Below are 14,767 nucleotides of genomic sequence, written 5' to 3'. Positions count from 1 at the left end.
CTCTCTAGTATTTTCACCCAAAACCGCGGAGCGGGCCGCGAAAGCACGCAGTGTGACATAATCCTGGCGCATCTTGCAGAGTTGGACGCTGATTTTTATGCAAATTCATTCCCCCCTTCGCTTTCCAGGACTACTATCAATGGGTCTGAAAAGTCATGTTTAGCCACAAGGAGGGGAACATGTCACACGAAAATAATGCCTTTATACACGAACTTAAACGGCTGGTTGGCGCATCTCACCTGCTTACCGAACCGGCAAAAACCGCCCGTTACCGCAAAGGTTTCCGTTCGGGTCAGGGCGACGCACTGGCGGTGGTTTTTCCCGGTACGCTAGTAGAACTGTGGCGAGTGCTACAAGCCTGCGTTCGCGCCGATAAAATTATCCTGATGCAAGCGGCGAACACCGGTCTTACCGAAGGGTCAACCCCTAACGGCAACGACTATGACCGCGATATTGTCATTATCAGCACCCTGCGTCTGGATAAGTTACATCTGCTGGACGGCGGTCAGCAGGTGCTGGCGTACCCCGGCACTACCCTTTATTCGCTGGAAAAAGCGCTGAAACCACTGGGCCGTGAACCGCACTCGGTGATTGGTTCATCCTGTATCGGCGCGTCGGTGATCGGTGGGATCTGTAATAACTCCGGCGGTTCCCTGGTGCAACGTGGACCGGCCTATACCGAAATGTCGCTCTTCGCGCGTATTGATGAGCAGGGCAAATTACAACTGGTGAACCATTTGGGGATTGAGTTGGGTCAGTCACCTGAAGCGATCCTCAGCAAACTCGATGACGATCGTATTACCGATGCCGATGTGCACCACGACCAGCGCCACGGACACGATCATGATTACGTCACCCGCGTGCGCGATATCGAAGCGGCTTCCCCGGCGCGTTATAACGCCGACCCCGACCGGCTGTTTGAATCCTCAGGTTGCGCAGGGAAACTGGCGGTGTTCGCCGTTCGCCTGGACACCTTCCCGGCGGAAGCCAACCAGCAGGTGTTCTATATCGGCACCAACCAGACCGCAGTACTCACGGAGATCCGCCGCCATATCCTGGCGAACTTTACTCACCTGCCCATCGCCGGGGAGTATATGCATCGGGATATCTACGACATTGCCGAACAGTACGGCAAAGACACCTTCCTGATGATCGACAAGCTCGGCACCGATAAAATGCCGTTCTTCTTCACCATGAAGGGGCGTACGGATGCGTTACTGGAAAAATCTCCGATCTTTAAGCCGCATTTTGTCGACCGTTCACTGCAAAAAATCACCCGCTTATTCCCTTCACACCTGCCGCCGCGTATGAAAGAGTGGCGTAATAAATATGAACACCACCTGCTGTTAAAGATGTCCGGTGACGGTATTGCCGAAGCGCAAAGCTGGTTAAACGACTACTTCGCGACCGCCGAGGGGGCATTCTTTGTCTGTACGCCAGAGGAAGGCAGCAAAGCGTTTTTACACCGTTTTGCCGCTGCGGGTGCCGCGATCCGTTATCAGGCGGTGCATGCCGATGAGGTAGAGGATATTCTGCCGCTGGATATCGCCCTCCGACGTAATGATACCGAATGGTTTGAGCATCTTCCGCCCGAAATCGACAGCCAACTGGTGCATAAGCTCTACTACGGACACTTTTTGTGCCACGTTTTCCACCAGGATTACATCGTCAAAAAAGGGGTGGATGCACACGCGCTTAAAGAAAAAATGCTGGCACTGCTGCGCGAACGCGGAGCGCAATATCCTGCTGAACATAACGTCGGCCATTTGTATGAAGCCACAGAAACACTAAAACGCTTCTATCAAGATAACGACCCGACAAACAGCATGAACCCCGGCATCGGGAAAACCAGCAAGCGTAAATTCTGGCAGGAAAGCGAAGCGGCTGACACTGTACAGAAACACTGATGAAATAACCGTACCGCGCACTGTATTGTGTGCTCCGTTCGTACTAGAGTAGCGAAAGCCATAGAAACGTTTCTATGGCTCTCTGCTTTGAAGGAGCACACCTGTCATGTCTGCTGTTGATGTCTTATCCGGTCCTGCAATAGAGATACGCGACGCCTGTCCTGACGACGTACACGCTATTGCGTCCCTCTATGCCTGGCACGTTCTGCATGGCCGCGCCTCCTTCGAAGAAGTCCCGCCGACCATTGACGATATGCGTAACCGCATGAACAACGTCGCCAGCGATGGCCTGCCGTGGCTGGTCGCCCTCTACCATGGCATTGTGGTCGGCTACAGTTACGCCCATTTTTACCGTCCGCGCGAGGCGTATCGCTACACGCTGGAAGAGTCCATTTATGTCGATGCCAGTATGATTGGTCGCGGCATTGGTAGTACGCTGATGGGCGCGCTCATCGACCGTTGCGAAGCCGGGCCGTGGCGGCAGATGATTGCTGTAATCGGTGATGGCAACAACAATACGGGTTCGTTGCGCCTGCATAAAAAGTACGGGTTTGAACTGGCCGGGCAACTGCGCAGCGTCGGCTATAAAAAAGGGGACTGGCGGGATACGTTGATTATGCAGCGCCCACTCAACGACGGTGACTGGACGCTGCCGGAATAATTAATCGTTTTGCGCGGTCTGCGCGTCATCGTCGGCCGGGTTTTGCGCCATTTGCGCCGCTTTCTGACGCTTATAGCTTAATGCAGAAGCCGGTACCGGCTGGGCTTTCCCGGTTTCAATCCAGGTCCGCAGACGGCTGGCATCAGCAAAGTGCGTGAACTTACCAAATGCATCCATCACCACCAGCGCCACCGATTTGTTATTGATGACGGTACGCATCACCAGACAATGTCCTGCCGCATTGGTAAAGCCGGTTTTTGTCAGTTGAATATTCCAGTTATCGCGGTAGACCAGATGGTTGGTATTGCGGAACGGTAACGTGTACGCCGGGTTCGCAAAGGTCGCCATCTCTTCACGCGTGGTGCTCAGTTGCCCCAGCAGCGGATATTGTTTGGTCGCGATCAGCAGTTTGGTCAAATCCCTCGCGGTAGAGACGTTGTGGATTGACAACCCGGTCGGCTCAACAAAATGCGTATTGCTCATGCCGAGCGCTTTCGCTTTGGCGTTCATCGCGGCAATAAAGGCGTTATAGCCACCCGGATAGTGGTGCGCCAGGCTTGCTGCTGCACGGTTTTCCGATGACATCAGCGCCAGTAGCAGCATATTTTTACGGCTGATTTCGCTGTTCAGACGCACGCGGGAGTAAATCCCTTTCATTTCCGGCGTCTGACTGATGTCCACCGTGAGTTTCTCATCAAGCGGCAGTCGCGCATCCAGCACCACCATCGCCGTCATCAGTTTGGTGATAGAGGCAATAGGACGCACCAGATCGGGATGACTGGAATAGATAACTTGATTGGTTTGCAGATCGACAATCATCGCGCTACCTGAAGCAATCTCAGGTTGTGCGGCAACCGTCGGGGTAGTCGTTTTCGCAACAGCAAATGGCGCCACAGGCGCAGCCAATAATAAGGCCAGGCTTAATAAGGAGACTCGAAATTTCTGCATGATGAGACTTCTGAAGATTATTCACGCACGTTATTACGCACACCGCGTCTGTTAGCAGGAGCAATAGCAGAGCTGGCTTTGGCATAATAGCCGCCATGCAGGGTTGTCGCCAGAGGATAATCATTGCGAGAGATTGCGTTGCCGGCTTTTACACCAGCAACGCAAGATTCGGAGAACAGGTATCAGAACAATCGGTAGCCATAACCCCAAAGGATCACGGTTAACGCCAGCAAAACTTCCAGCACCAGTACGCCGATTGCCAACGTTGAACTGGAAAAACTCAGCCCCTCTTCCTTGTTAATACTCAGGAATGTTGGGATACCGATATAGAGCAGATAACCGGTGTAGAACAGCGCCACCGTTCCCACCAACACACACAGCCATACCAGCGGGTAAAGCGCCACAATGCCGCTCAGAAACAGCGGCGTCGCGACATAACCGGCAAAGACCATACAGCGCCCCAGTGATGGCCGTTGCGGGTAGCCGCGCGCCATCCACCAGATCACGCGCCCCATCACCGCTACGCCCGCCAACATCAGGGCATAGAACAGCACCGCCAGAGAGAAACCGGTCACCCATGACAACGTCACGACACTGTTCTCGCCGAAATTCCAGCCGATTTGCGTGGTGCCAATAAAGGCGCAAATCACCGGAATAGCAGCCATGATTAATACATGGTGAGTGTAATGATGCGAAATGGTTTCGTTTTCACCTCTGATAACCTGCATTTCACGATCGGGATGGGAAAGAAGTCCCCAGACATGGTTCATAACGCCCCCTTGCTGAATGCCCGGACATCGACACTTCCAGTATAATTCACTATTTCGCTTATTTTATGTACAACTCAAAAAATGCTGCCGCGGCAAAGTACGCTCTTCTTCCGGCGCGAGTGCGATATCAGGTGTATGCTTACAGGCGTTTTACCGGGAGGACGTAAACACAATGGATATCAATAATCTGATTAGCCAGTATGGCTACGCCGCGTTGGTGATTGGCAGCATTGCCGAAGGCGAAACCATTACCCTGCTGGGCGGGGTAGCCGCGCATCAAGGGTTACTGCGTTTCCCACTGGTGGTGCTGTCTGTTGCGCTGGGGGGGATGATTGGCGACCAGTTGCTCTATTTGCTGGGCAGGCGTTATGGCATGAAGATCCTGCGGCGTTTTTCCCGCCACCGCGCGAAGATCCATCAGGCGCAAACACTCATTCGCCGCCACCCTTACCTGTTTGTGATTGGCTCGCGATTTATGTACGGCTTTCGCATTATCGGCCCGTTATTGATTGGCACCAGCCATCTGCGGCCGAAAATTTTCCTGCCGCTGAACATCATTGGCGCTATCGTTTGGGCGCTCATCTTCACTACGCTGGGATATATTGGCGGCGAAGTGATTGGTCCGTGGCTGCACCAGTTCGACCAGCATGTGAAACGCTGGATTTGGCTGGTTATCGCGGTGGTGCTGGTTGTGTGCCTGCGTGGCTGGCTCCGGCATCGTCGGAAAAAACGCCAGAGCCGCTCCGCAGAGAAGGACTAGCCGGTTTTCGGTTTAAACTGCGGGTTCGCCAGCATAAAGCCACCATCAATAATCATCGATTGACCGGTGGTGTAGCTGGCATCATCAGAACAGAGCCAGGCAACCATGCTGGCAATCTCCCGGGTTCTTCCCGGTCGCGCCAGCGGAATGTCGGGCATTGAACCCGGTGTGGCATCTTCATCGCGCATGTTGTTCATCGGCGTGGCTATCGCGCCGGGTGCAACGGCATTGACCAGGATGTTATGCTCAATCAACTCCAGCGCCATGGATTTGGTTAACCCTCCCAGCGCATGTTTGGCCGCAGTATAGGCGCTGGCTTCCGGTAATGGCGTGTGCTCGTGTACCGAGGTAATGTTCACAATGCGCCCGCCCTGCCCCTGTTTAACCATCTGCCGGGCGGCGATTTGTGAGCAAAGAAACGCGCCATCGACATCCACGGTAAAAATGGTGCGCCACTCTTCAAATTTCACGTCAAGAAACGGCGCTTTGCTCATGGCTCCGGCGTTATTCACCAGCGCGTCGATACGCCCGAAGCGGGCAATCAGCGAATCAATCGCCTGCGCTCCTTGCGGTAACTGACTGAGATCCAGCTGAATGGTCTCCGCACGTCGCCCCCGTTTTTCAACGTGCCGGGCCGTCTCTTTTGCGCCTTGTTCATCGGAATGCCAGGTGATACCGATATCAAACCCCTGCTCCGCCAGCATCAGCGCACATTGCTTGCCGATACCGGAATCTGCTGCAGTAACAATTGCGACTTTCGTTGCTGTCATGTTTCACCCTCCGGTTAACGTATGAACAGCTAAGTATAGAAAAAAGGCAGGATGCTGAGAGATTGCCTAAGCTTTGCACTACCTGAACAGCCGGAAGGACGAGGAAAATGTTAAAGATTTTACTTTGGGTGATCCTGATTATCTTCTTGATTGGTTTGTTGGTAGTGACGGGCGTGTTTAAGATGATTTTTTGAGTGCGAACCGGGTGCGCTCATGCACACCCGGTCATTGCAGGTTATTTGCCCTGCGCACTGTAATTGATCGGCACCCAGCGGTATCCCTCTTCGGCTTTCATCACCTTACCAAGGCCGGGGAAGGCAATGTGCGCTGCAGCTATCCAGTCACCTTCGCGGGCGGCCTGAGCCAGCACGTTCTCCCGCGTCGCCACCGCCTGCTGACGATTGACGTCAAAATGGATCGCCACCTCAGGCTGAGGTAACTGCACCGGGTGTGCGTGAATAATATCGCCCCACAGCAGCAGTGTTTTACCCGCGTGGCTGACACGGTAGATCACGCTGCCGGGCGTATGACCCGCGGCGGGAATAGCATCAATGCCAGGCATAATCTGTACCGGGGCGTGGAAGGGACTGAGCTTACCGGCATCAATCACCGGACGCAGCGAACGCTCAGACTCGGCAAAAGTGTGGCGCTGCCCCTCTTCCACATCGCGTTGATGTGCGGGGTTGAGCCAGAAATCCACATCGCGCTGATCCACACGCACGGTGGCATTCGGGAAGACGGGTTTGCCCTCACGCTGTACACCCCCGGAGTGATCTGCATGGATATGGGTCAGCAGCACCGTATCGATAGCCTGTGGATCGATACCTGCTGCCCGCAGATTCTCCGGCAGGTGACCGCCCGCGTCGCCAAATAATGGCCCGGCGCCAGCATCCACCAGGATCAGTTGCTTACCGGTGTTGATCACAAATGCGTTGATGGAGGTTTCTGCGTTTACCGGCAGGTTTGCCTGCGCCATCCGCGCTTTCAGTTTTTCCGGCGTAATAGGGGTGAGCAATTTATCAAACGGCACAGCTACGGTGCCGTCAGAAACGGCGGTGATTTGCCAGTCGCCCAACGCCATGCGGTAATAGCCCGGTGCCTGCGCCTGCTGCGTCGACAGCGGTGTCGCGAGCGCGTTGAGACTTGCCCCAGAGACCAGCAGCGCCAGTAATAATGGATAATATTTCATTGTCTGCTCCGATAGTTTCAGTTGCGCCAGTATCCCGCCGCCGCTACTATCATTCCAATTGATTGGAGCAATAATGACTATCAAAGAGAATGATTTTCGCAAGATCGATCTTAACCTGTTGATCGCCTTTGCGGTGCTGTTTCGCGAACAGAGTGTCTCTGCGGCGGCGGACAAACTGCACCTCGGTCAGCCCGCGGTCAGCGGTGTACTGTCACGCCTGCGCACCCTGTTCGACGATCCTCTGTTTATCCGCAGTGGCCATCGCATGCAGCCCACCGCCCGCGCGGAAGAGTTGCATACCGGGTTGTTGCCCCTGCTGGAGCAATTACAGAGCACGCTGTTTCAGCAAGCAGCGTTCGATCCCCGTACTGTCACTGTGTCGCTGACGCTGGGTATGGCTGATTGGGTTGAGATGTGGCTTATGCCGAAGCTGATACCGGCGTTACAGCAGGCCGCACCAGGTATGCGCCTGAGTGTAATTGCCAGCGATCCGTTTAGCGATGCTACGCGGCTGGAAGGCGGGGAAATGGATATGGCAATAAGCGTCGCCACGGCCGGACCACGCTGGCTGGAACGGGAAGTTCTGACAACCATGTCGTTTGTCACACTCTGGCATCCCCAGCAGTTAACGTTAACCACGCCGCTGGATATCGACAGCTTTGCTGCACAGCCCCATCTGATGGTCAGCTACCGGGAAGCCACCGGCAGCCATTTTGATGCGCTGCTGGCTAAAACCGGCCACCAGCGTCGTATCCATTACACGACGCCACATTTCGCTGCACTGCCGGGATTGCTGGCGACGATGCCTGCGCTGGCTACGGTGCCCTCGGGCCTTGCCGCAGAATGGCAACGTACGCACGGTCTGATGGCGAGTCCGGTACCGCTGGAAGCGGAACCGATAGACGTGGCGCTGCTGTGGCACCAGCGCCACAGCAGCGATCCGGCAGTGATGTGGCTGAAAACCTTTATCACTGACTTGTTGATGTAACAACCGTGCCCGGCGTATCAACACCGGGCATGTTCCGCTTACTTCAGGCTTTCCCCATTGCTGGTGATCACATCGCGGTACCAGTAAAAGCTTTTCTTGCGACTGCGTGCCAGCGTACCGTTACCGCTATCATCACGATCGACATAGATAAAACCGTAGCGTTTGGAGATTTCAGCTTTCGACGCGCTCACCAGGTCGATCGGCCCCCAACTGGTGTAACCCATTACCTCAACGCCGTCCTCAATCGCCTCGCGTACTTGTACAAGGTGATCGTTCAGATAATCGATACGGTAGTCGTCGTTAATACTGCCATCTGCTTCAACCTTATCTTTCGCGCCAAGCCCGTTTTCTACAATAAACAGTGGCTTCTGCCAACGATCCCACAGCATATTCAGCAGCGTGCGCAAACCGAGGGGATCGATCTGCCAGCCCCATTCAGAACTTGCCAGATGCGGGTTCTGCACCATGCTGAGAATGTTGCCGCGCGCTTTCTGATTCAGCTCTTCATCCGTCGTGACACATCCGGTCATGTAGTAGCTGAAGGAGATAAAATCGACGGTCGATTTTAGCGCGTCGCGGTCAGCATCCGTGATCTCAATGCTGATGCCATTGTCGCGGAAGTAACGCAGCATATAGCCCGGATACGCGCCACGGCACTGAACATCGCCAAAGAACTCCCAACTACGGTTCTGCTGCAGCGTTTCGAAGATGTCTTCCGGCTTGCAGGTCAGCGGGTACATCAGTCCCCCCAACAGCATATTGCCGATTTTCCCGTCAGGGATTATGTCGTGGCAGGCTTTTACCGCCAGCGCACTGGCGACCAGTTGATGATGAATTGCCTGGAAGACGTCTGCTTTGCTGCTGTTTTCGGGTAACCCCACACCGGTCATCGGTGCATGCAACGACATATTGATCTCGTTAAAGGTCAGCCATAGCTTGACCTTGTGCTGATAACGGGTGAACACTGTACGCGCATAGTGTTCAAAGAAGGCAATGGTTCTACGATTGCCCCAGCCGCCATACTGTTTCACCAGCCCCCACGGCATTTCGTAATGTGAGAGTGTGACCAGCGGTGTAATACCATGTTTCGCTAATTCATCAAACAGCTTGTCATAAAAGGCCAACCCGGCTTCGTTAGGTGTGCTTTCATCGCCGTTGGGAAAAATACGCGTCCAGGCAATCGACACTCGCAGGCAGCTAAACCCCATCTCTGCAAAAAGCGTGATATCTTCTGGATAGCGATGATAGAAGTCGATAGCGACATCTTTCAGGGCGCTTTCGCCCGGCACACGTTCAACCACATCGCCGAATACCCCTTTCGGCTGCGCGTCGGAGGTGGAAAGCCCCTTCCCGTCTTCCAGATACGCGCCTTCGACCTGATTTGCGGCAATCGCGCCGCCCCATAAAAATGTTTTCGGAAACGATTTCATTGCTGGCTCCTTTGATTAACGGGCGACCGCCAGCAGCGGCATCCCGGCTTGAACTGAGGTTGACGCGACGGTGCTGATGCTCCCGAAGCTGTCGCTGTTACTGATAATAATCGGCGTGGCAAGATCGAACCCGGCGGCAATTATCGCAGCGCGGTCGAACTCCAGCAGCAGGTCGCCCGGCTGCACGTTGTCCCCCACCCGGACATGGGCAGTGAAGAGTTTTCCATCCAGCTTGACCGTGTCGATGCCGACATGAATCAATATTTCAATGCCGCTGTCGCTGAGCAGACCAATGGCATGTTTAGTTTCAAACAGTGAGGCGACTTGTCCGGCAAACGGTGCAATCACTCGCCCCTCCTGCGGAATGATGGCCACGCCCTGGCCTAACAGACCGCTGGCGAAGGTGCTGTCTGGCACCTGGTCCAACGCCAGCACGGTGCCGCTCATCGGCGCAAGCAGTGCGTTATCATCAGTGGCGGCGACCATTTGCGGCTGATCACGTTCGGTGGACACCTTCGGTAACCCGGCAATAAATGTCAGAACGCAAGACAACACCAGTGCGATAACGCTGCCGAGGATTCCGCCCCACAACGTCGCATCTACGCCGCCTGGCGGAATCATCTGCGCAAAGGTGAAGATATTCCCGAAACCGAAGGAGTAGACATGCGTGCCGCTAAAGCCGACGATCGCGCCGCCCAATGCCCCGGCCACACAGCCGAAAATAAAGGGTCGGCGCAGCGGTAATGTCAGACCGTAAACGGCCGGTTCAGTGATGCCGAAGATACCTGCCGCAATTGAGGAGCCCGCCAGCGCTTTTTGCCGACCGTCGCGGGTGCGCAGGAAGATACCCATCGTTGCGCCCACCTGCCCAAATACCGCAGGTAACAGGATGGGCAACATCGTATCCTGCCCCAGGACCGCAATGTTATTGATCATCAGCGGCACCAGCCCCCAGTGCAGACCGAAAATCACGCAAACCTGCCACAACGCACCCAGTGCTGCGCCAGCCGCCCACGGTGCCCATGTGTAGATGGTTTGATAACCGAAAGCCAGCATCTGGCTCAGCCAGGTCGCCACCGGGCCGATGATCAGAAACGTCAGCGGTACGGTGATGGCAATACACAGCAGCGGTGCAATAAAGTTTTTGACGGCGGAGTGTAAAAAGCGATTCCCCTGTTTCTCCAGCCAGCAACTTACCCAGGCAGCAAGAATAATCGGGATCACGGAGCCGCTGTAATTCAGAAACGTCACGGGGATACCGAGAAAGCTTTCACTGACCGCATCAGCCCCCTGACTGGCGTTAAAGGCGCTGAGCATCAGCGGATGCGTTAATGCGCCACCAATCACCAGAGTGGTAAAAGGATTACCGCCGAATTTTTTACCCGCGGTGTAGCCCAACACTAATGGCAGGAAGAAAAAGAGTGCATCACTGGCGGCGAACCAGATTTTGTACGTTCCGCTTTCGGCGGTGAGCCAACCGCATACTATCGCCAGCGACAATAATCCCTTGAGGATCCCCGACGCAGCCAGAATGCCAATAAACGGCGTAAAAATGCCGGAGACGATGTCGATCAATCGCCCGAACAGGTTGTCTTTCTCGTCAGAGGTCGCAGCGGGCGTGTCGTCTGTTATCCCGGCTTCGTTGCGCACCGCCTGCCAGACATCGTGGACATGGTTGCCGATGACCACCTGAAACTGCCCACCGCTTTCGACGACCATGATCACGCCAGGGTTGGCTTTCAATCCTTCGGCATCGGCTTTTTTCATCTCTTTTAATTTAAAGCGCAACCGCGTAGCGCAGTGCACCAGACTGTTGATGTTTTCCTTGCCACCAACGTGGCTCAGAATCTCTTTCGCCAGCGCTTGATATTCCATGCTGTGTTCCTTGCTTCATGCCCGAGGGCGGTGACTGAGTAAAAAAAAACCTGAGACCGGCACCTCACGGTACCGAACTCAGGTTTTGCCTGCGTTGTATCACGCAGTAACAATCCAGGTAATGCCAGAACGCGAGGCGTAGCCCTAGCGCCGATCTTTTCTCACTCGCTCAATATGGATGGCGAGAAACATAATTTCCTCTGTGGTCAACTCACGCTGATAGGTGCTGACCAGATGACGAGCCACCTTTTCCGCACACTGCCATGCCAGGTTGTAGTTCTCTTTGACCGCCTGGTGCAGGGAGAGATCGTCATCTTCCACAACCGTGCGGCTCAGCATACGCTGAGAGAAAAACTTCAGATGTGTCACAAATCGGTGATAGCTAAGGGATTCCTCATCGTATTCCTGCTTTAACTGATACTTCACGATATGCAGAATCTCCTGCATCACTTTGGTGATATGCATCACTTCCGGCATTTCGCTGTTCAGTTGCGCGGTCACCAGATGCAGGGCAATAAAACCCGCCTCATCTTCGTCTAACTCCACCCCAAGGCGTTTGGCGAGGATTGCCCGTGCTTCCTGGCCCAACTGAAACTCTTTTGGGTAAAGACGCTTAATCTCCCACAGCAGCACATTGCGGATCACCGCCCCTTTTTTCTGCCGCTCAATGGCAAAGAAACAGTGATCGGTCAGGGTGATGTAAAGGCTCTCCTGCAACTTGCCAAGCCGCTCGCGCGCCAGTTCAATAATGCGATCGCAAGCGGTCATCACCTCCAGTGGGATCTGACTCAGCAGTTCACCAAGGCGACGCACCAACTCATCGCTTTGCAGTGCAAACACCTTTTCGATACAGCGTTCGTCCAGAGGATCGCCGGGACGTTTCTGAAAGGCGATTCCTCTGCCCATCACCACCTGCTCGCGTTGGTGCTCGTCCAGCACCACCACGACGTTGTTGTTTAATACTTTGGCGATCTTCATCACGACCCCAGAAACAAAAAAACCTGATCTCCGACAGAAGCCAGATAATCAGGTTTAGCCTGCTTTCGCAGTAACAATCCACCTGAGCACTCTACCAGCTTCCCCACGGCGAACAACGAGACAGAAAACAAACTGTGATCGTCGTCTCAGCCAGGCGCTTAACGAAAAAGCGCTTTGTATTGTGATTCATACTGAGGTGCATCCCACTCACCATCCAATAGTGTCCAGGTGATATAACCCTTATTCAACCAGCCGGTATCGGTGTCTGCTTCTGTCGGCATCAGCACTTTCTCGCTCATAACCTGCTGTGCGCGGCCATCATCGAGTAACTTGTAATAGTGCTGTGGCGCAGGGAAACGTTCGTTGCCAATGTACTTCTCTCCCTTGATGGCGCTTTTCACCAGTGGCGGGTAGTTAATACTGAGTCCTGACCCTACAGGCAGTACAGGCTGCCCCGGTTGCCACTTGCTGTGCAGCCTGTCCACCAGTGAAACCAGATAGTCAACAGATTCTGGCCAATATTGATGTGTGCTGGGCCAGCCTGCTTTCATCTCTTCAGCTGTGAACAGATAGCCGATGCTGGCGGCAATGGCCGGAAAGCCATAACGTACCGCACGGGCCGCTGCGCCGACGGTACCGGAATTGAGTTGCGCCACCCCGGTGTTCGGACCGTCGTTAACGCCGGAAATTACCAGGTCTGGCGGTGTATCCCGGAGTACGCCAAGCAGGCCGAAATCCAGTGAATCTGCGGGTGTGCCAGGGAAGCAATAGCGTTTTTCCGCCACCTTCTTCACGTCAAAAATTTTGTTGGGCTTAAAGGTAATTGCCGAACCAATTCCGCTCTGATTAGTAGTGGGCGCCACCATCCATACGTCGTACCCTTTGGCGGCGAGCTTCTCCTGCAAAGAAGTGGTGCCTGGCGATTCGCATCCGTCGTCGTTAACCAACAGAATGCGCATCGCCTGTTCGGCAGCCTGCGTATGCGCCGCAGTGAGCGAAGTGAGTAGTAATGCCAGCACTGGTTTATTCATTTTAATTTTCCTTTTATTAATGCAGACCAAATTTGTATTCCATTGTCACGCTGCCACCGATCCCTTTCGAACGGTGAAATGTCCGCTTGTCGTCCGTCAGCCATGGTTTGCCATTCACCAACTTCCAGCTATAACTCGGGCCAAATCCGGCAAACAATGAGAAACCCTCGATACTTTTTGGCGTCCATGAAACATATCCGCCGTATTCCCACTGCGTTAATGACGTTGCTTGATATCGTGCTCCATAGCCATAATTGCCATAGACCCCAAAGGTAAATTCTGGCGACAGACGATATTTCCCGTATAAATACAACATCTGTTCGCCATCGTTGACATAATCATTCCCTTCCCCATCTGCCGGACTATTAAATGCACCGCGAGTATTTTTCCCCATATGCCAGTAAAAATTCCCCAGACCATTTTCAAGATGGGCGTTTGTTTTTGACCAGGCTATTCCGGATTCAATCTGCTGATATTGATAACCCAGTAGTGCAAAAAAATGTTGAGCGTCATGTGTAAAACCGCGAGCGCCCTCCCATTCATCCAGCCCGCGATTGTAATACCAGGCACTGCGTAATAAGATATTTTCTTTTTTACCGAGCGGCACGGTAAATTGCGTCTCCAGCCCCTGACGCAACAGATAATGATGGCTTTCACCGGCAACCCAGGTCACCCGGGAATATTTCGTTGGGCTCCAGCTCATTTCTCCGGTGACGATATAATCGATAGGTTTATTACTCTTCAGCGTATAAAAGCCTCGCTTTTCCGGTTCATCGCGTTCGGAAAAACGCGTGACCCAGGCACCGCGAGCCGACAGAGTCCCCCAGCCTGTTTCCGCGCGGATACCCTGCCAGGTACTCGGGGCTGCGCGACTACGAGTGACGTTGAGCACGCCGAACTTATACAACTGTTGCCAACCGGCGAACAGCCTGGCGTAGGCATCGCCCTCTTCCCATTTCACCTTTGCATAGAGTTGGCCTATCTTGTTGAACCCTTCCGCATGGCCGTTTTTATCGCGCAGCAGGTCTCTGCCGGCGAAGTCATCGTTAGCGTACAGCTTCGCCACGCTGTACCAGGATGCATCAACGCCGACGGTTTCCTGGTACCAGCCGCTTTGGTAATCCAGCAACGCACCTTGCGCCCAGGCATTTTGTTCGCCGATACCGGCCTGCTCTTGCTGGTCGTTGGTGCTTAACATCCAGACATTTTTCAACGTCACCGTAAACTGACTATCTTCAAGAAATCCCTGGGTGGCGACAGGAAAGGCATTAGCGGAAATTGCTGCGCAACTCCAGCCGGAAATAAAAACCAGAGGTAATGTTAATTTAAATAGCGTCATACTGTTCATTCCATTTTATATTCAGACCACAGGAACGCCGTCGAATTACTTTCAACACCCGTGACTGATCAGTATTTATTTAAACAGTTCACATAAACGTTTCTATTAATCAGACCATTAA

At 53.9% G+C, this 14,767-nt stretch carries 14 protein-coding genes; 5 read left to right on the top strand and 9 right to left on the bottom strand.

Annotated features, from left to right (window positions below):
- Positions 1-179 precede the first annotated feature (179 nt).
- Positions 180-1,907: a D-lactate dehydrogenase gene (dld, locus tag O9K67_RS08335; RefSeq protein ID WP_061494022.1), complete on the top strand. Its 1,728-nt coding sequence runs from the start codon at positions 180-182 to the stop codon at positions 1,905-1,907.
- A gap of 106 nt (positions 1,908-2,013) precedes the next feature.
- Positions 2,014-2,568 carry a GNAT family N-acetyltransferase gene (locus tag O9K67_RS08330; protein ID WP_061494021.1) on the top strand — a complete coding sequence of 185 codons (555 nt, stop codon included), beginning with the start codon at positions 2,014-2,016 and terminating at the stop codon, positions 2,566-2,568.
- Here O9K67_RS08330 and pbpG read toward each other — a convergent pair whose 3' ends face one another.
- Together pbpG and O9K67_RS08320 are read right to left on the bottom strand one after the other, a co-directional pair.
- Entirely contained in the window at positions 2,569-3,516 is a 948-nt protein-coding gene (gene pbpG / locus O9K67_RS08325) for a D-alanyl-D-alanine endopeptidase (protein ID WP_061494020.1), read from the bottom strand. It lies immediately after the preceding gene.
- A gap of 182 nt (positions 3,517-3,698) precedes the next feature.
- A complete protein-coding gene (locus O9K67_RS08320; protein WP_061494019.1) occupies positions 3,699-4,286 on the bottom strand; it encodes a Yip1 family protein in 588 nt (195 codons plus the stop codon).
- Positions 4,287-4,458: 172 nt separating this feature from the next.
- Here O9K67_RS08320 and O9K67_RS08315 point away from each other — a divergent pair, with 172 nt between their 5' ends.
- Complete coding sequence (locus O9K67_RS08315; protein WP_061494018.1) at positions 4,459-5,046, top strand: DedA family protein; 588 nt, start codon at positions 4,459-4,461, stop codon at positions 5,044-5,046.
- Here the strand turns inward: O9K67_RS08315 and O9K67_RS08310 are convergent.
- Entirely contained in the window at positions 5,043-5,816 is a 774-nt protein-coding gene (locus O9K67_RS08310; RefSeq protein ID WP_061494017.1) for an SDR family oxidoreductase, read from the bottom strand. The genes O9K67_RS08315 and O9K67_RS08310 overlap by 4 nt on opposite strands.
- A gap of 107 nt (positions 5,817-5,923) precedes the next feature.
- Here O9K67_RS08310 and O9K67_RS24815 point away from each other — a divergent pair, with 107 nt between their 5' ends.
- Positions 5,924-6,010 (top strand): small membrane protein YohP, encoded by an 87-nt coding sequence (locus tag O9K67_RS24815; protein WP_088238073.1) that lies wholly within the window; start codon positions 5,924-5,926, stop codon positions 6,008-6,010.
- A gap of 41 nt (positions 6,011-6,051) precedes the next feature.
- On the opposite strand, the gene O9K67_RS08305 is transcribed toward O9K67_RS24815, so the two are convergent.
- On the bottom strand, positions 6,052-7,005 hold the full coding sequence (locus O9K67_RS08305) for an MBL fold metallo-hydrolase (RefSeq protein ID WP_061494016.1): 954 nt from the start codon (positions 7,003-7,005) through the stop codon (positions 6,052-6,054).
- 73 nt (positions 7,006-7,078) lie between these two features.
- On the opposite strand from O9K67_RS08305, the gene O9K67_RS08300 reads away from it, so the two are divergent.
- Entirely contained in the window at positions 7,079-7,993 is a 915-nt protein-coding gene (locus O9K67_RS08300) for a LysR family transcriptional regulator (protein ID WP_061494015.1), read from the top strand.
- Between the two features lie 38 nt (positions 7,994-8,031).
- Here O9K67_RS08300 and O9K67_RS08295 read toward each other — a convergent pair whose 3' ends face one another.
- The 5 genes from O9K67_RS08295 to O9K67_RS08275 all read right to left on the bottom strand — a co-directional run bounded on the left by O9K67_RS08295 (position 8,032) and on the right by O9K67_RS08275 (position 14,646).
- Positions 8,032-9,423: a glycoside hydrolase family 1 protein gene (locus O9K67_RS08295; protein ID WP_061494014.1), complete on the bottom strand. Its 1,392-nt coding sequence runs from the start codon at positions 9,421-9,423 to the stop codon at positions 8,032-8,034.
- 15 nt (positions 9,424-9,438) lie between these two features.
- Entirely contained in the window at positions 9,439-11,298 is a 1,860-nt protein-coding gene (gene bglF, locus O9K67_RS08290) for a PTS beta-glucoside transporter subunit IIABC (RefSeq protein ID WP_061494013.1), read from the bottom strand.
- A 144-nt stretch (positions 11,299-11,442) separates the two neighbouring features.
- Positions 11,443-12,276 carry a transcriptional antiterminator BglG gene (gene bglG / locus O9K67_RS08285; RefSeq protein WP_061494012.1) on the bottom strand — a complete coding sequence of 278 codons (834 nt, stop codon included), beginning with the start codon at positions 12,274-12,276 and terminating at the stop codon, positions 11,443-11,445.
- 158 nt (positions 12,277-12,434) lie between these two features.
- A complete protein-coding gene (surE, locus tag O9K67_RS08280) occupies positions 12,435-13,307 on the bottom strand; it encodes a 5'/3'-nucleotidase SurE (RefSeq protein WP_061494011.1) in 873 nt (290 codons plus the stop codon).
- A gap of 16 nt (positions 13,308-13,323) precedes the next feature.
- The gene (locus tag O9K67_RS08275) at positions 13,324-14,646 is read right to left on the bottom strand and encodes an OprD family outer membrane porin (RefSeq protein ID WP_061494010.1); all 1,323 of its coding nucleotides are present in this window, start codon (positions 14,644-14,646) and stop codon (positions 13,324-13,326) included.
- Positions 14,647-14,767: the final 121 nt, after the last annotated feature.

Origin of the sequence: Kosakonia oryzendophytica, assembly GCF_027886705.1 — a bacterium.
Lineage (GTDB): Bacteria > Pseudomonadota > Gammaproteobacteria > Enterobacterales > Enterobacteriaceae > Kosakonia > Kosakonia oryzendophytica.
The sequence above is the reverse complement of the archived record's forward strand: the minus strand, read 5'-3'. Positions and strand labels throughout refer to the sequence as shown.